At 60.6% G+C, this 15,617-nt stretch carries 14 protein-coding genes and 1 pseudogene; 6 read left to right on the top strand and 9 right to left on the bottom strand.

The genetic code is table 11. The features are described from left to right. The 4 genes and pseudogenes from COL8621_RS18790 to COL8621_RS18775 form a co-directional block, all read right to left on the bottom strand. Window positions 1-278, bottom strand: a pseudogene (locus tag COL8621_RS18790) (cytochrome P450); the annotation flags it as partial. 29 nt (window positions 279-307) lie between these two features. Continuing rightward, on the bottom strand, window positions 308-1,048 hold the full coding sequence (locus COL8621_RS18785; RefSeq protein WP_093968961.1) for a GntR family transcriptional regulator: 741 nt from the start codon (window positions 1,046-1,048) through the stop codon (window positions 308-310). 83 nt (window positions 1,049-1,131) lie between these two features. Further along, window positions 1,132-2,490, bottom strand: a complete 1,359-nt coding sequence (locus COL8621_RS18780; RefSeq protein WP_093968960.1) for a sensor histidine kinase — start codon at window positions 2,488-2,490, stop codon at window positions 1,132-1,134. Continuing rightward, a complete protein-coding gene (locus COL8621_RS18775; protein ID WP_093968959.1) occupies window positions 2,490-3,164 on the bottom strand; it encodes a response regulator transcription factor in 675 nt (224 codons plus the stop codon). The genes COL8621_RS18780 and COL8621_RS18775 overlap by 1 nt, the downstream gene beginning before the upstream one ends. 117 nt (window positions 3,165-3,281) lie before the next feature. On the opposite strand from COL8621_RS18775, the gene COL8621_RS18770 reads away from it, so the two are divergent. The 5 genes from COL8621_RS18770 to COL8621_RS18750 all read left to right on the top strand — a co-directional run bounded on the left by COL8621_RS18770 (window position 3,282) and on the right by COL8621_RS18750 (window position 10,173). Further along, window positions 3,282-4,373 (top strand): tricarboxylate transporter, encoded by a 1,092-nt coding sequence (locus COL8621_RS18770; protein ID WP_093968958.1) that lies wholly within the window; start codon window positions 3,282-3,284, stop codon window positions 4,371-4,373. Between the two features lie 65 nt (window positions 4,374-4,438). Further along, window positions 4,439-6,454: a tripartite tricarboxylate transporter permease gene (locus COL8621_RS18765; protein WP_093968957.1), complete on the top strand. Its 2,016-nt coding sequence runs from the start codon at window positions 4,439-4,441 to the stop codon at window positions 6,452-6,454. Further along, entirely contained in the window at window positions 6,451-7,533 is a 1,083-nt protein-coding gene (locus COL8621_RS18760; RefSeq protein WP_093968956.1) for a 4-oxalomesaconate tautomerase, read from the top strand. The genes COL8621_RS18765 and COL8621_RS18760 overlap by 4 nt, the downstream gene beginning before the upstream one ends. A 3-nt stretch (window positions 7,534-7,536) precedes the next feature. After that, window positions 7,537-9,186 carry a thiamine pyrophosphate-binding protein gene (locus COL8621_RS18755; protein ID WP_093968955.1) on the top strand — a complete coding sequence of 550 codons (1,650 nt, stop codon included), beginning with the start codon at window positions 7,537-7,539 and terminating at the stop codon, window positions 9,184-9,186. Between the two features lie 9 nt (window positions 9,187-9,195). Beyond that, window positions 9,196-10,173: a D-2-hydroxyacid dehydrogenase family protein gene (locus COL8621_RS18750; RefSeq protein ID WP_093968954.1), complete on the top strand. Its 978-nt coding sequence runs from the start codon at window positions 9,196-9,198 to the stop codon at window positions 10,171-10,173. Between the two features lie 7 nt (window positions 10,174-10,180). On the opposite strand, the gene rraA is transcribed toward COL8621_RS18750, so the two are convergent. Further along, on the bottom strand, window positions 10,181-10,672 hold the full coding sequence (rraA, locus tag COL8621_RS18745; RefSeq protein WP_093968953.1) for a ribonuclease E activity regulator RraA: 492 nt from the start codon (window positions 10,670-10,672) through the stop codon (window positions 10,181-10,183). Between the two features lie 23 nt (window positions 10,673-10,695). Between rraA and COL8621_RS18740 the strand changes: the two genes are divergently transcribed. Continuing rightward, a complete protein-coding gene (locus COL8621_RS18740) occupies window positions 10,696-11,463 on the top strand; it encodes a sulfite exporter TauE/SafE family protein (RefSeq protein ID WP_093968952.1) in 768 nt (255 codons plus the stop codon). 15 nt (window positions 11,464-11,478) lie between these two features. Here COL8621_RS18740 and COL8621_RS18735 read toward each other — a convergent pair whose 3' ends face one another. The 4 genes from COL8621_RS18735 to COL8621_RS18720 all read right to left on the bottom strand — a co-directional run bounded on the left by COL8621_RS18735 (window position 11,479) and on the right by COL8621_RS18720 (window position 15,587). Further along, window positions 11,479-12,783 carry a TRAP transporter large permease gene (locus COL8621_RS18735; RefSeq protein ID WP_093968951.1) on the bottom strand — a complete coding sequence of 435 codons (1,305 nt, stop codon included), beginning with the start codon at window positions 12,781-12,783 and terminating at the stop codon, window positions 11,479-11,481. Continuing rightward, a complete protein-coding gene (locus COL8621_RS18730) occupies window positions 12,780-13,289 on the bottom strand; it encodes a TRAP transporter small permease (RefSeq protein WP_235823951.1) in 510 nt (169 codons plus the stop codon). The genes COL8621_RS18735 and COL8621_RS18730 overlap by 4 nt, the downstream gene beginning before the upstream one ends. Before the next feature lie 3 nt (window positions 13,290-13,292). Beyond that, complete coding sequence (locus COL8621_RS18725; RefSeq protein ID WP_093968950.1) at window positions 13,293-14,282, bottom strand: TRAP transporter substrate-binding protein; 990 nt, start codon at window positions 14,280-14,282, stop codon at window positions 13,293-13,295. A 141-nt stretch (window positions 14,283-14,423) separates the two neighbouring features. Next, a complete protein-coding gene (locus COL8621_RS18720) occupies window positions 14,424-15,587 on the bottom strand; it encodes a LysR family transcriptional regulator (RefSeq protein ID WP_093968949.1) in 1,164 nt (387 codons plus the stop codon). Between the last annotated feature and the right edge of the window lie 30 nt (window positions 15,588-15,617).

The raw sequence follows: 15,617 nt of genomic DNA, 5'->3' as shown, positions 1-15,617 counted from the left end.
GCCATGCGTTCGCGCATGTGTTCCGGGCCGTCCTTGCGCATCAGGGTTTGAGCCTGAAATGCGGGCTGCATCGGTGTGTTAGGGTCGTTCGAGCTGAAAATCGCGGGGGTGTCTTTGACATAGCGGGTGTCGGTCGCCTTGGTCAAAAACGTGCGGCCCACGGATTTCACGCGCATGACAGGCGCTTCGGCGCGCAGGCGTTTGTAGATGGGGTAGGGGTCATTCACCAACTGGTCGATGGTGATGGTGGTGTCTTGGGGTGCTAAGGTCTGTGTCATATCGCTCCTCCCAGGCGATGGGGTGGGGGTTAGTCCACCACCAAGGCTAAGCCGGGCACTTGCTGTCGTGCACTGCGTTCTAGGCCCATGATGTATTCAAGGTTGGTCAGTGCGATGCGGGCATGTTCGCGCATCAGATTTTCGGCGCGCGCCCCTTCGCGGCGGGTGATGGCATCGACAACCGCGCGGTGTTGCGCCTGCGACGTCAGCAAAGACCGTTGAAATGGCAGATCATCGCGTTGCGACAGCAAAAACGCACTGGGCGACGAAAACGGAAGCGTTTCGGCCCGCGCGATTTCATCGCGCAACACGCGGCTTTGCGCGGCGTCCACGATCAGGTGGTGAAAGTCGCGGTTCCCATCGGCATAGCCCGTAAGGTCAAATTTGCCCGGAGCGCCCGTTAGCGCCGTGTCGATCCGGTTTAGTGTTTCGTTCATTTGCGCAATCATCGCATCGGGAACACCACGTTCGGCAGCGCGCCGGGCGGCGGCGCCTTCCAGCAACCCGCGCAGGTCGATCGCATCGCAAACGTCGGAAAACGTAAGACTGCGCACGACAAAGCCTGTGGTAGTTTTGCGTTCAACCAACCCTTCGCGTTCTAGTTCAAGCAGGGCTTGACGCAGAGGGGTGCGCGAAATTCCCAAATCTTTCGCAAGGGGAACCTCTAACAAACGGGTGCCGGGGGCGATTGCTCCGCGAAAGATACGGTCGCGCAGGGCGGTGACAGCAAAATCTGTGCTGTTGGTTTGTTTGTCAGGAATCGCGGTCATTGCACCCTCGGTGTATACATTAATGAGCTTATGTCGCGCGATATACGGCAATCAAGTCAAAAATGTATACATTTGGGCGGCGCTTAGGTTTGGGGCAGGGTCATGATCACGGTAAACCCGGTATCAGCGGGGATAACTTGAAGATCGCCGTCATGGGCGCGCGCGACGGCTTCGGCGATGGAAAGGCCCAGCCCGCTGCCGGGGCCGGGTTCGGCTTGCCCGAAACGCGCAAGGATCTTGGGGACAAGCTGTGCGGGAACGCCGCGCCCATCGTCGACGATAGACAGGACAAGCTTGTCGCCGCTGCTGGCAAGGGTCGCATCAATATGGCTTAGATCCGGGCCGCCATGGACCAGCGCGTTGTCGATAAGGTTCAACACGGCCTCGCGCAGGGTGACGGGATCGCCGCGCAGGGCCATTTGCGCGCGCACAGGTTTGAAACTAAGCGTGACGCCTGCGTCGGCGGCTTCGTCTTGAAGGCTGGCAATGGCGTCGGCAATCAGCGCGTCGAAGTTAAGCATCTGGTGCTTTTCGCGGCTGTCATCGGCGCGTACGCGTTCCAATGTCAGAAGCTTGTTGGCCAAGATTCCGGCCCGCGTGGCGGCGTTTACAAGGTCATCGGCGCGCGCCCGCGCGGATTCCAGCGTTGGCGCGCTTTGGATGGATTCGCCCAATGCCAAAAGCCCCGCGATCGGGTTGCGCAGCTGATGCGCAGCATCAGAGATAAAGGCGGCCTGTGCTTCCAGCGTGATGGAAACCTTGCCGAACAGCCGGTTCAACCGCCCAACAATCCCGCGCGTTTCGACAGGCACGGCGCGTTGAATCGGGCTGAGATCTTCGGAAGAGCGGCGCGAGATTGCATCCTCCAGATCGGTCAGCGGTTTTAGCCCGATGCGCACGCCAAACCAAATCAGCAACGCAACGGCGGCAATCATCCCGATGATCATCACGAAGGACCGCAGCGCAATTTGCAACGCAAACGCGTTGCGCACACGAATGTCTTGCCAGACTGTTATGGTGAAATTCCCCGTTAGCCCCGCGATTGACGCTTGGTCGATCAGTTTCAGAACCCGCACAGGTTCGCCCTTATAAAGCCCATCGTAATAGGCCAGACCGGTGTCTTCGGGGATGGGTTCTTTGGGCGGAAGCGGGGGCACGGCATAGCCGGTTACAAGCTGCCCGTCGGGGCCATAGACGTGGTAACGGATGGGGCCACCGGCGGCCTCGCTCATTAGTTTTTGGGTTTCAAGGCGCAGGGCGTCGCCGTCCAACACGGCAACGTCGCGCGAAACGGCAAGGGCGGTGAACAACAGCGTCCGGTCATAAAGTTCGGCGGCGGTTTGGCGCGCGGCGACCATGCGCCAGCCGCCCATCACAGGCGCAAGCGCCAACAGCGGAATAACGATGATCAGAAAAAGCCGAAGCCGAAGCGAGCCACCCATCAAGGCCGGTCACCTTCGATCAGGGAATAGCCCAAGCCACGGTGGGTTTTGATATCCAGCCCAAGCGGGGCCAGCTTTTTGCGTAGCCGAGAGATATGCACCTCGATCGCGCTGTCTTCGACTGCGGCGCCGGTTCCGTACAGATGTTCCAGCAGATCGGCCTTGGGCACAACGCGGGCGCGGGCGGCCAACAGGGCCTCAAGCACGGCGACCTCGCGCCGGGGCAGGGCAAGGGGGGCATCGTTCACAAACGCCTCGCGCGTGCCGGGGTGAAAGGTGATCGCGCCAAGGGTTATCACATCTTCGATGGATTGCGCGCGGCGGCGGGACAGGGCGCGCACTCGGGCCTCCAGCTCGTCCATCTCAAAGGGCTTCACAAGATAATCGTCGGCCCCCGCATCAAGCCCGGCGACACGGTCAGAAATATCGGACTTGGCGGTCAGCAGCAGCACGGGCCGGTGATCGTCGCGCCGACGCAGGGCACGAAGAATCGCCAAACCGTCCATTCCGGGCAGGTTGATATCAAGGATAATCAGGTCATTTTTGTCGTCACGCAGGAATTCATCGGCGCAGATACCTTCGTCAATGATATCAGTGGCATGGCCGCGATCTTCCAGTCGGTAAGCAATGCCTTTGGCGATGCTTTCGTTGTCTTCGATTATGGCGATGCGCATAAAATTCCTGACGAAAGGTTCATGCAAGGTTCGTAACTTAACTTGTTCAAATCGGGCAAGAGGATGTTGCCCCGGAGGATGCGGCGCGGGACAGTGCCGTAGTTATGGGAGGAAATTATGAACACGAAAAACACGGCGCTTGCCGCGTCGGTGGCGCTTGCATGTTCGTTAACGGGATCGGCGGCTTTGTCGTTGGATCTGACGGGTAAAACGGTTGATTTTGTTATTCCGTTTTCTGAAACAGGCGGGTCTGCACGCTGGGCGAACTTTTACGCGCCCCTGCTGAGTGAAGCGTTGCCAGGCAACCCCACGGTCGTTGTGAAATACATGCCGGGTGCGGGTTCGACCAAGGGCGCGAACTGGTTCCAAAGCCAAGACTACAGCGATAGCGAAGGCACGCTGATTTTCGGCTCTTCCGGGTCGACGCAATTCCCGTATCTGCTGGATGATCCGCGGGTGAAATACGAATACGGCGACTGGAATGTCGTTCTGGCGTCGGGCACCGGCGGCGTTGCGTTCCTGCCACCTGATCTGGCGGGCAAGATGAACGGGCTGGATGCGACCGGCCTGCAAGACACAGACTTTATCTGGGGCAGCCAGGGCGCGACGCGGCTTGACCTTGTTCCGCTGCTTGGCTGGGAAATGCTGGGCATGTCGGTCGAGCCTGTCTTCGGCATCAAAGGTCGCGGCGATGGCCGCCTGATGTTCGAACGTGGCGAAGCCAACATCGATTACCAAACTTCGGCTGCTTATCTGAAATCCGTGGTTCCGCTGGTCGAAGCAGGCCATGCTGTGCCGTTGATGACATGGGGCGCTTTGGATGCGGACGGCAATATCGTGCGCGACCCGACATTCCCTGACATCCCGACGTTCAAGGAAATCTGCGAAGCAACGCCAAGCTGTGAAACCAGCGGCGACGCGTGGGAAGCATGGAAAGCCTTCTTTATTGCCGGGTTCCCGGTGCAAAAGATGGTGTTCTTGCCCCAAGGTGCGGATCAAGACGCGATCGACACTTATACCGCAGCCTTCAACGAAGTGACCGCACGGGCCGATTTCAAAGAGCTAAGCGAGAACACGTTGGGTGTGTACCCGCAGATGACCGGCGATACGGCTCAATCGATGCTTAAGCTTGGCACCGAAGTTCCGGCCGAGGCGAAAGATTTCGTCAAAAAATGGCTTCTGGACACATATGGCGTGTCGCTGAAGTAACTTTACCTGAAACGTGTCTTCCGCGTGTGTGATTGCGCGGAAGGCCCTTCGACGGATCATCAAAAATGGACACTCTCGTCACGGCGCTTCCCGCGCTGCAGGAGGCGTTTGCCTTAATCCTTCAGCCTGCGCAGATCATGTATCTGGTTCTGGGCGTTCTGCTTGGCCTTTCGGTTGGGGTGTTTCCCGGCCTTGGGGGTATCGCGGGCCTGTCGCTGGTGCTGCCTTTTATGTTCGGGATGGATCCCGTTTCCGGCCTTGCGCTGATGGTGGGTTTGGTCGCGGTGGTGCCAACCTCTGACACGTTTGCATCGGTGTTGATGGGCATTCCCGGATCATCGGCCAGTCAGGCCACGGTGCTTGACGGGTTCCCGATGGCGCGAAAAGGCGAAGCAGCGCGCGCGCTTGCGGCGGCGTTCGCATCATCGCTGTTTGGCGGGTTGTTCGGCGCGACGGTTCTGACCGGTTTGATCCTTGTGGCGCGGCCCCTTGTGCTTGCCTTTGGCACGCCCGAGATGTTGGCGATTACCCTTTTGGGCCTGTCGATGGTGGCCATCCTTGCGGGGACTTTGCCGCTTAAGGGTGTTGCGGCGGCCTGTCTGGGCCTGCTTGTCGGCACCATTGGCGAGGCCGGCGCCGGCGGCAGCCTTCGCATGGCGACATATGACATTCCCTATCTGACGGACGGCATCAAGCTGGTCATCGTTGGCCTTGGCATCTTTGCGGTTCCCGAAATCATCAGCCTGCTGCGTCAGGATCAATCCATCGCGCGGGGTTCGCAACTGGGCGCGGGTTGGGCGCAGGGCGTGCGCGACTGGTTTGAAAACCGGTGGCTAAGTGTGCGGTGCGCCGTGATCGGCGTTGTCGTGGGCGTGATCCCCGGCCTTGGCGGGTCTGTCGTGGATTGGATCGCCTATGGCCACACGGTTCAAACCGCCAAAGACAAATCCGGCTTTGGCAAGGGTGACGTGCGCGGCGTGGTTGGGCCTGAAAGCTCTAACAACGCGAAAGAGGGCGGCGGGCTGGTGCCGACGCTGATCTTCGGCATCCCCGGTTCTGGGTCGATGGCGATTTTCATCGGCGGGCTTGGCCTGCTGGGCTTTAACGCGGGCCCGCAGATGATTCAGAACGATCTGGACGTGACCTATACGGTGGTGTGGTCGCTGGCCTTGGCGAACGTGGTGGGGGCGGGGCTTTGTATTGCGCTGTCTGGCCCGATTTCGCGGCTAACGACGATCCGCTTTACGTTGTTGGCGCCGTTCCTGTTCATGATGATTTCTTTCGCCGCGTTCCAATCGCGTCAGTCGCTGGGCGATTTGGTGACCCTGTTCGCGATTGGCCTGTTGGGCATCTTTCTGCGCCGGTTCGATTGGTCGCGCCCGGCGTTTCTGATTGGTTTTGTCCTATCCAGTCAGGCCGAGAATTTTTCGAACAACGCCCATCAGATCGCGACGTTCAAGTTCCGCAAAGGGATGGATGTCGGGTTGGAATATGTCGCGTCGCCCATCGTGATTGGGATTGTGGTTCTGACGATCATCTCGGTCGTTTTGGGGCTGCGCCATTCCAAGCAGATGCCGACCGAAGGGCCGGTTGTGTCTGGCAAAAAGCGGGCTCCGGTTATCTTCTTGCTGCTGATGCTGGCCTATACGGTCACCGCATGGATCAACGCCGCGCTGATCGATCTGACGTCGGATAAAATCTTTCCGCTGACGGTTGGCACCGTGGGGATCATCGCGCTGGTGCTGTTGCTGATCCGCATGATGCGCGCCCCCGAAGACGACCCGATTTTCGCAGACCGTGAAACCGCTGGCGATGACGGCGATGCGGCCCATGGGCTGTGGGCTACGCTGTCGTGGTTTGGCGCGCTGTTGGTCCTGTCATCGCTGTTGGGGTTCATCCTGGCGCTGATGCTTTTCCTTATCACCTTCTTCCGCATCCGCGCGGGGCTTAGCTGGGCGCGCTCTGCTTTGCTGACGGCCGCGGGCATTGCCGGAATGTGTTTCGTCGCCAGCACCCTGAACCGGGATTTCCCGCCGGGGCTGTTACAGGAGTTCATCGATATGCCGTGGCCATTCAAATGATACAGCGCAAGATACCTTTCCTTTTCATGCGGGGCGGAACCTCGCGCGGGCCGTATTTCAACGCGGCGGACCTGCCCGAAGACCGGGAAGAGCTGACCGAGGTGTTGCTGGCCGTCGTCGGCGCGGGCAATCCGCGCAACATCGACGGGATCGGCGGCGGCAACGCGGTGACCAATAAGGTGGCGATGCTGTCGCGCAGTGAAACCAACGATGCGGATGTGAACTATTTCTTCGCGCAAGTGGGGGTGGATGAACGGCTGGTCGATTACACGCCCACCTGCGGCAACATCCTTGTTGGGGTTGGGCCCGCGGCGATTGAAATGGGGCTGGTTCCGGTGACGGGGGATGTGACCTCGGTTCGGATCAGGGCCGTTAATACCGGCGCTTTGGTCGAAGCAGAGGTTCAGACCCCAAACGGCGCCGTGGATTATTCCGGGGACGAGGCGATCGACGGCGTGCCCGGCACCGCCGCCCCCGTGGCGCTGAACTTTCTAGAGGTCGTGGGGTCACGCACCGGCAAAATGTTCCCCACCGGCCATGCCAAGGAAGACATCGACGGGGTCGAGGTTTCTTGCGTTGATGTCGCCATGCCGATGATGATCGCCCGCGCGGCGGATTTTGGGCTTAGCGGCACCGAAACCCAAGACGAACTGGATGCCATGCCCGACCTGTTCAAACGCATGGAGGCGATCAGGCTGGAAGCAGGCCGCCGGATGGGGCTTGGCGATGTGACCAAAAGCGTGGTGCCGAAAATCGGGCTGATCGCGCCGCCTATGAACGGGGGGCATTTTTGTGCGCGCTACTTCATGCCGTGGACGACGCACCCGACTTTGGCTGTAACAGGGTCACAATGCCTTGCCGCTTGCGCCTTGGCACCGGGAACGGTGGCCGAAGGAATCGCGCGGGACGCGGGGGCATCGCCAGCCACCATTTTGATCGAACACCCCATGGGCACGATGGAGGTTCGGGTGAAATTTGACCGCTCTAACGGGTTTGAATTTCTGTCGGCGGGCGTCACCCGCACCGCGCGCCTGTTGGCGCAGGGCGAGGTGTGCGTTCCCGCCGCAAAGAAGGGCTAAGCGATGAAGTGTTTTGACATATTAGCGCAAGGTTTCCGCCAAGAAGGGGTTGGCACATGCTTTGCCCTGTTGGGGGATGCGAACATGCATTTCGCCACCCGTCTGGCCGAAGGTGGCTGCCGGATGATTTATGTCAGGCACGAACATTGCGCGGTGGCGGCGGCGATGGCCTATGCCCGGAAATCTGGTGAAACCGGCGTGGCCACAGTAACGTGCGGCCCCGGCCTGACCCAGTTGATGACAGCCCTTCCCGCCGCCGTGCGGGCGGGCATTCCGATGGTGATTTTGGCGGGCGAACCGCCCCTGAAATCGGGGTGGTACAATCAGGCGATTGATCAGGCCCCGTTCGTCACAGCCACCGGCGCCGCCTATCACAGCCTGCACTGGCCCGCGCGGATGCCGATTGCCATTCGCGATGCCTTTGCCCAAGCCACGCGCGAACAGCGCCCGGTGGTTCTGGGCATTCCGTTCGACCTGCAAGAGCGTGACTGGGAAGGCGCGGTTGATTTGCCGCCGCCGTCGGCCACGTTGGTGCCTGAAACCGGCCCGGTGCCGCCAAACCCCGATGATCTGGCACGGATCGCGGGCGTCGTTGGCGCGGCGCGGCGCGTGGTTGTGATGGCCGGAATGGGCGCCGTTGCGGCGGGCGCTGGCCCAGCGTGCCGCGCGTTGGCACAGGCCTGTGATGGCCTGTTGGCGACCACTTTGCCCGCGCGTGGGCTGTTTCACGATGACCCGTTTTCCATAGGAATCGCTGGGGGTTTCTCTTCCGGTGTCTCTCGCGATTGTTTTGGGGAAGCCGACCTCGTTATCGGGGTCGGCACTTCTTTGGCCAGCCATAACGCCGATGCGGGGCGGTTATGGCCGAACGCGAAGGTTCTTCAGATTGATCTGGACCCGATCAGCGTTTCGCAAGGCCGCGTGGCGGCGCAGATGCACCTGCGCGCCGATGCCCGGTTGGGGGTTGAGGCGCTGACCGCCGCGATTCCGGTGCGCCCGGCCGAATGGCGCAGCGATGCCTTGGCCGAACGCATCAAAACCACCCCCGCCGATAGCGCCGAGTTTGAGATTGAACCGGGCCTTCACGACCCGCGCGCGGTGGTTCAGGCCCTGAACGCGGCGATCCCGCAGGGGTGGCAGTTGGTCAACAGCTCGGGCCATTGTTCGTATTTCTTCGCCCAAATGCCCGGCCGCCCGTATGAAGAGTTTCTGACGATCCGCGAATTCGGGGCCATCGGCAACGGGATTTCCTTTGCGATGGGTGTGGCCGCCGCGCGGCCCGACGTGCCGACCGTGATGTTTGACGGCGACGGAAGCCTGTTGATGCATGTGCAAGAACTGGAAACCATCGTTCGTCACAAGCTGAACATCCTGATTGTTGTGCTGAACGATGGGGCCTATGGGTCGGAAATTCACAAACTGCGCGCCGAAGGCATATCGGACGAAGGTGCTGTGTTTGGCCGCACCGATCTGGCCGCGATTGCGCGCGGGTTTGGGGCCGGGGGTAAAACCCTGACCGACCTGTCCGCGCTGCCCGATATGGTGGCCGATTTTGCCAAAGATGGCGGGGCGGCGGTATGGGATGTGCCAATCTCGGATCAAGTGATAAGCCCGGTCGTGCGCCGTTCGCATTGGTCCGGCAAAGCGCATTAGGGAAACGCGATGAAGGTTCATATTCTAGACGACTGGTTTGACACGCTGCGCGCCTTGCCCAGCTTTCAACGGCTAAACGGCCATGATGTGACCATCTGGAACGATCACGTCGAAGATATTGACGTGCTGGCCGACCGTTTGGCGGATGCCGATGCGCTTGTCCTGTTTCGCGAACGCACGGCGATCACCGCGCCGTTGTTGGCGCGCCTGCCGGGGCTGAAACTGATCAGTCAGCGCAGTGTTTATCCGCATGTGGATGTGCCAGCCTGCACCGCCAATGGCGTGTTGCTAAGTTCGAACATGTCGGCGGCAGGGCCTTCGGTTGCGGCGTCCGAGCTGACGTTCGGGCTGATGCTTGCCTCGGCGCGGCAGATCCCACAGCAGATGGCGAACCTGCGGGCGGGCAACTGGCAGCTTGGCGTTGGTCAAACGCTGGCCGGGCGTCGGTTGGGCCTTTACGGATACGGGCGGATCGGCAAACAGGTCGCCATCTATGCCAAAGCGTTCGGAATGCGCGTTTGGTGGTGGGGCTCTGACGAAGGGCGCGCCCGTGCCGCCGCCGCGGGCGAAGAGGTTGCGCCATCGCGCGCCGCGTTCTTTGGCGAAAGCGATTTCGTTTCCGTGCATCTGCGTATGAACGCAGCCACGCGCGGCATCATTACGCCCGACGATCTGGCGGCGATGAAACCTTCGGCCAGCTTTATCAATACCTCGCGCGCGGGGCTGGTTGCGCCGGGTGCGTTGCTGGCGGCGCTGAACAACGGCCATCCGGGGCGCGCGGCAGTGGACGTTTACGACCAAGAACCGCTGACAGACCCGAACGACCCGCTGATCAACCACCCGTCCATCATCGCCACGCCCCATATCGGGTTCGTCACCGAAGACGAGTTGGATATGCAGTTCGGCGAGATCTATGACCAGATCAACGCCTTTGCCGCCGGGGGGCCGACCAACATGATCAACCCCGAGGTTTGGGACGCGGGTTAATGCGTGCTCAGCCCATGTCGGGGGCGGGGTGGTCTTTTGGCAGAACCACGGCGCCTTCTTCATCGGCAATCAGGTACGCGCCGGGGGTAATGCGGCATTCGCCCAAGCGAACCTCGATCCCGATCTGGCCATCGTCGCGGCGTTTGCCGGGGCGGGGGATGTGGCCAAGGGCCAGAACGCCGATGGGCAGGTTGCGCAATTCCTGCACGTCGCGCACCGCGCCCCAGATCACCATGCCCGCCCAGCCGTTTTCAACGAAGGCCCCTGCGATCATGTCGCCCATCACGGCGTTGCGCACCGAACCGCCCGCATCCACCACCAAAACGCGGCCTTTGCCATCGGTCTGGGACAGCTCTTTCATGCGGCTGTTGTCTTCGAAGCATTTGACGGTTTCGACCCGCCCGGCAAACCGCGCCTTCCCCCCGTACGAGGTCAGCCCAAAGGGCAAAACCTCTAGCAATGCGCCGAATTCATCATGTAGGTCACAGGTCGTTTTCATCTTATCCTCCTTCAACAGGTATCATGTCAGAGCTTAGCACCACAGCCGCCCATTTCTTCTTTAACGGTCTTGAACCGGCGGTCGCGGTCACGCTGGCGCTGGTCAGCTTTGCGTCGTCGTTCATCACCGTCGCGCTTGGCATTGGGGGCGGTGCAATACTGCTGGCGATCATGGCCAGTTTGATACCGCCCGCCGCGCTTATTCCGGTGCATGGGGTCATTCAGTTCGGATCGAACGTGTTTCGCGCCGGTGTGCTGATCCGGCATGTGCATTGGCCACCCTTGGCGGCCTTCGCCGTTGGGTCGGTCCTTGGGGTGGCGGTTGGCGGGGTGTTGGTGGTGAACCTGCCGCCCGCCTTCGTTCAGATCGGCGTTGGCTGTTTCGTAATCTGGAGCGTCCTGATGCGCCCGCCTGTTTGGCTGTCGCGCCTGCCGCTGATCACCGGTGGTTTGTCCAGCTTTCTGACGATGTTCTTTGGCGCGACGGGTGTTTTTGTCGCCAATTTCACCAAGTCGCTGAACCTGCCCCGGCAGGAACATGTGGCCACCCATGCGGTGCTGATGACGCTGCAACATGTGCTGAAAACCATCGCCTTTGGCACGCTGGGTTTTGCGTTCGGGCCTTGGCTTGGCTTCATCCTGATGATGATCGTTTGCGGGGTCGTGGGCACGCTGACCGGGCGCATGTTGTTGATGCGGATCAGCGATCATGGCTTTAAACGCGCGCTTGATGTGATTTTGATCCTGATCTCCCTTCGGCTGATCTGGGCCGGGGCGCGCGCCCTGATATAAGCGCGCGCCACAGGTTTACCCAAACATAGAGTTTGGAATGAGAAGCGCGATCTGCGGAAACAGGATAATCAGCACAAGACACACGATCATCGCCGCAAGGAATGGAAACACCCCGGCAAAGATCGTTTTCATCGGCACGTCTTTGGCCACGCCTTTCACGACGAACACGTTCAGCCCTACGGGCGGGGTAATCATACCCATTTCGATGACGATTACCGCGATCACGCCAAACCAGATGGGGTCAAACCCAAGGCCAAGGATGATCGGGTAATAGATCGGGATCGTGACAACCAGCATCGCCAGCCCGTCAAGGAACATCCCCAACACCACATAGCTAAGCAGGATCAGCACCAGCGTGCCGTATCTGCCCAGCCCCATCGCGGCCATCCCTTCGCTTAGGGCCACCGTAATATCCGTTAGCGCAAGGAACGGGTTCAGCACGTTCGCCCCAATCACGATCATATACAGCATCGCCGAGGTGCGGACCGTATCCATAATCGCCTTGGCATAACCCGCGCGGTTCATCGCCCGTGTTGCCAGCGCAATCAGGATCACAAGGCCTGCGCCGATCCCCGATGCCTCGACCGGGGTGAAGATACCGGCATAGATGCCGCCGATTGACAGAAAAATCACCGCCAGAAGAGGCGTGGCCTTGCCGAACAGTTTAATCCGATCTGCCAGTGGTGCAGGGTCGCCTTTGGGGCCAAGCGCAGGGTTGCGCAGCGTGACCAGCCAGATCGCGCCGATAAACAGCGCCATCATCAAAATGCCCGGCAGGATACCGGCCATGAACAGGCGCCCGATGCTTTCTTCCGTCAGGATGGCATAGATCACGAACCCGGTTGAGGGCGGGATCAAAAAGCCCAACGTGCCCCCCGCCGCGATGGACCCGGTGGACAGGCTGTCGCCATATCCAAGCCTGCGCATTTCGGGCAAAGCGACCCGTCCGATGGTCACAGCCGTGGCCACAGACGACCCTGATACAGCCGAAAACGCCGCGCAGCCCATCACGGATGCCGTCGCCAAACCGCCGCGAAACCGCCCGACCCAGGCATAGGCCGCGTCATACAAGCTGCGGCTAAAGCCCGCTTCTGACGCGATGTTGCCCAGCAGCACGAACATGGGCACCACGATCAGGTTGTAGTTGCTGATCGACGAATAGGTTTCGGTCATCATGACGGCCCCGGCGCGGTTCACGCCGTCCAGCACCCAGATGCCAAAGAAGCCCACCAACAGCATGGCAAACGCCACCGGGGTGCGCAGGATCATCAGGCCGAACATGCAGGCCAGACCCAGAATTCCGATTGTCAGGTCAGTCATGCCGCCTCTCTTCCGCGGGTGATTACAAGCGCGATCATCTGAAGCGCGAACACAAGGATGCACAGCGACATCCCCAGAACGATCAGCGCGAAAAACGGCCAAAGCGGCAGGGACAGCATGTTGGTCGCATCGCCATATTCGATGGCATCCAACACCTTGCCCCAAGATCGCTTCACCAGCACCGAAAGTGCGATGATCGAAAGGGTGCGCGACAGCAGATCGCCGAACAAACGCCCCCGGCGGCCAAGAACCCGGTCAAAGATATCGACGCGCACGTGTTCCTGCGCCTGAGTGCAATAGGGCAGGGACAACATGACAAGCGCGACGGCGGCAAGCTGGACGACCTCGTTCACGCCCAGAATGGCATGGCCGAAGACATAGCGCGCAATCACCGCGACGAAGATGATTGTGACCATCGCCAACAGGCAAACCCCGGCGATGGCCCCTAAAGCGGTGGTGACCTGGCCGGTCTTTTCCAGCCAGGTCTTTTTGGTAAACGCCGCCACTTCTTATTTACCTTGCAGCGCGTCGATGATGGCCGTGGCTGGAATGCCTTCGGCCTCTAGCTGGGCGGTGACGGTGGGCACAACCGATGCGGCCAGCGCGTTGAACGCGGCGATGTCGTCTGCGGCGGGGGTGATCACCTCGCGGCCGTCAAGCTTGGCGAAGGCTTCGATGCCGGATGCGGCAACGGCCAGCTGAGTTTCGTTGGCCAACAGGGAGGCCGCTCGGCCAGCGTCCAGAACGGCGGTTTGTTCGTCAGCCGACAAAGACTTAAAGCTGTCGCGGTTCATCACGATGAAGAAGGGCGAAATCGTAGTATCCAGACCCACAGTCAGGAAATTCGACACCTCGCCCAGCTTGAAGGCGTTGGTGGCCGTGCCGTCGATCATCGCGCCGTCAATCACGCCGGTCTGCATACCGTTATAGATTTCGGGAACGGGCATCGACACGGGCGTTGCGCCCCATGCTTCGACGATCAGGCCAGCGTTGCGCGATGGCACGCGGATCTTCAGGCCCTTGATGTCGTCAAGCGTGCGCACGGGTTTGTCGCGCATATAAAGAAGGTTGGATGCGTTGGACCAAAGCGCCACCAGCTGAACCCGGCGGTATTCATCGCTAAGCAGGTCAATGTTGTCCCACAGGGTTTGCGTGCCTGTCGCTTCGTCCAGAACGCCGGGCAGTTCCGAAACCAACGTGCGCGGAAAGTTGGACGCGGTATAGCCGGGCAGGCCAATCGCGAAATCCGCAACGCCATCGACGGCGCGCGCGTATTGTTCGACGGGGCCGGGGCCAAGTTCACCGCCGGAATAAAGCCGTACGGTCAGATCGCCGCCTGTCTTTTCGGCAACCATGTCAACAAAGGGCTGAAACGCGCCGCCCACATAGGGGTGGCCGGCTGGCAAGAAGTTCGCGAATTTCAGCTCGGTCGCGGTGGCAGACCCGATGCTAAGACCAAGCGCGACGGCTGCGCCGGTGATGATTTTGGTGATGGACATATTGCTCCTCCGATGTCGCAAAGGCGGCGTGCCGGGGGTGTGGCCCGGCGCGCCGCTGTGCGCAGAGAAGTGCCTTAGTCTATCGGATTCAGCTATTTGGAACGGAGCACAATCGTATTAATTTTTGCTATAACGATTTGGCTATTCGGCGGCGGCTTGGCTGATTTTGTCGATCAGCGCAAGTTGGCCGCGCGTTGGAATCCACCCGACGCGGGTGGTCAGCCCGATGGGGCGGCGGGTTAGCGTCAGGTCAAAGTCCAGCGGCACCATCAGGCCCATATCAACCTCGGCTGCGGCTTGCAGCCTAGAGATGCAGCCAAGGTGGTTGCTTTGCCTTAGCAACTGACGCATCAGGATCATCGACCCGGTTTCGACCAATGACACCTGGGTTTCGGCGGGATCGAACAGTTTATCGAACAACATCCGCGTCGGCGTGCCATTGCGCGCAACGACCCATGGAAAGGCGGCCATTTCTTCCAACGTTATCGCGGGCTTGCCCACCAAAGGATGATCTGGCCCGGCGACAAGGATCAGATCGTCGGTGAACAATTCGGTCTGTGTGACGTCGTCAATCGGCACCGGGTCGCGCAACGCGCCGATCAACATGTCCACCTCTCCGCGGCGCAGGCCGGATAGCAGTTCGCTATAGGGGCCTTCGTCCACGCGGATCAGCAGGTTGGGGCGGGTCTTGCGAAATTCGATAATCGCGGACGACAGGATATAGGCGCGCGACAGGGGCAGGGCGCCAACGACGATCTGCCCGACTTCGCGCCCGGCCAGTTCGGCCAGCTCCATCACGGCTTGATCCAATTCGGCAAAGGCAAGTTGCGCGGCATCGGCAAGCGCCTGACAGGCCCGCGTGGCCCGCAGGCCATAGGCCGAGCGTTTGAAAAGCGGCTTTTGCGCCTCTGACTCTAACTGCGATACGGCGCGGTGAACGGTGGGCTGCGCAAGGCCAAGGTGGCGGGCGGCAAGGCTGAAATTTTCAAGCTCGCGCACGGCGATCAGCGCCTCCAACTGCGATGTCGTCGCGGTGGAGGACAGGCGCGGCGCAATCGGCGCGGTGGCGGTATCAATCCGCGCAAGGGCGCGTTCAACCCTAAGCGCCAGCGTTTCCCCGGCGGGGGTCACGAACAAACCCTGCGTCATGTGCTGAAACAGCGGCAGGGCAAAGGCGCGTTCAAGTTTGGCGATGGCTTGGGTGACGGCGGGCTGGGACAGGTGGCATTCATCCGCGGCCCGTGACACCGAAGAATGGCGCGTAACGGCCAGAAACACACGCAGGTGCCTGATGTTCCATTTCATGCCCGAATCCTCCGATCAAGGGGGGACACT

The sequence above is a fragment of the Actibacterium lipolyticum genome, from assembly GCF_900184935.1.
GTDB lineage: Bacteria > Pseudomonadota > Alphaproteobacteria > Rhodobacterales > Rhodobacteraceae > Actibacterium_A > Actibacterium_A lipolyticum.
The sequence above is the reverse complement of the archived record's forward strand: the minus strand, read 5'-3'. Positions and strand labels throughout refer to the sequence as shown.

Coding starts and splice junctions, on each gene's coding strand:
- COL8621_RS18785 (WP_093968961.1), bottom strand. CDS start 1,048: ATGACCGCGATTCCTGACAAACAAACCAACAGCACAGATTTTGCTGTC.
- COL8621_RS18780 (WP_093968960.1), bottom strand. CDS start 2,490: ATGGGTGGCTCGCTTCGGCTTCGGCTTTTTCTGATCATCGTTATTCCG.
- COL8621_RS18775 (WP_093968959.1), bottom strand. CDS start 3,164: ATGCGCATCGCCATAATCGAAGACAACGAAAGCATCGCCAAAGGCATT.
- COL8621_RS18770 (WP_093968958.1), top strand. CDS start 3,282: ATGAACACGAAAAACACGGCGCTTGCCGCGTCGGTGGCGCTTGCATGT.
- COL8621_RS18765 (WP_093968957.1), top strand. CDS start 4,439: ATGGACACTCTCGTCACGGCGCTTCCCGCGCTGCAGGAGGCGTTTGCC.
- COL8621_RS18760 (WP_093968956.1), top strand. CDS start 6,451: ATGATACAGCGCAAGATACCTTTCCTTTTCATGCGGGGCGGAACCTCG.
- COL8621_RS18755 (WP_093968955.1), top strand. CDS start 7,537: ATGAAGTGTTTTGACATATTAGCGCAAGGTTTCCGCCAAGAAGGGGTT.
- COL8621_RS18750 (WP_093968954.1), top strand. CDS start 9,196: ATGAAGGTTCATATTCTAGACGACTGGTTTGACACGCTGCGCGCCTTG.
- rraA (WP_093968953.1), bottom strand. CDS start 10,672: ATGAAAACGACCTGTGACCTACATGATGAATTCGGCGCATTGCTAGAG.
- COL8621_RS18740 (WP_093968952.1), top strand. CDS start 10,696: ATGTCAGAGCTTAGCACCACAGCCGCCCATTTCTTCTTTAACGGTCTT.
- COL8621_RS18735 (WP_093968951.1), bottom strand. CDS start 12,783: ATGACTGACCTGACAATCGGAATTCTGGGTCTGGCCTGCATGTTCGGC.
- COL8621_RS18725 (WP_093968950.1), bottom strand. CDS start 14,282: ATGTCCATCACCAAAATCATCACCGGCGCAGCCGTCGCGCTTGGTCTT.
- COL8621_RS18720 (WP_093968949.1), bottom strand. CDS start 15,587: ATGAAATGGAACATCAGGCACCTGCGTGTGTTTCTGGCCGTTACGCGC.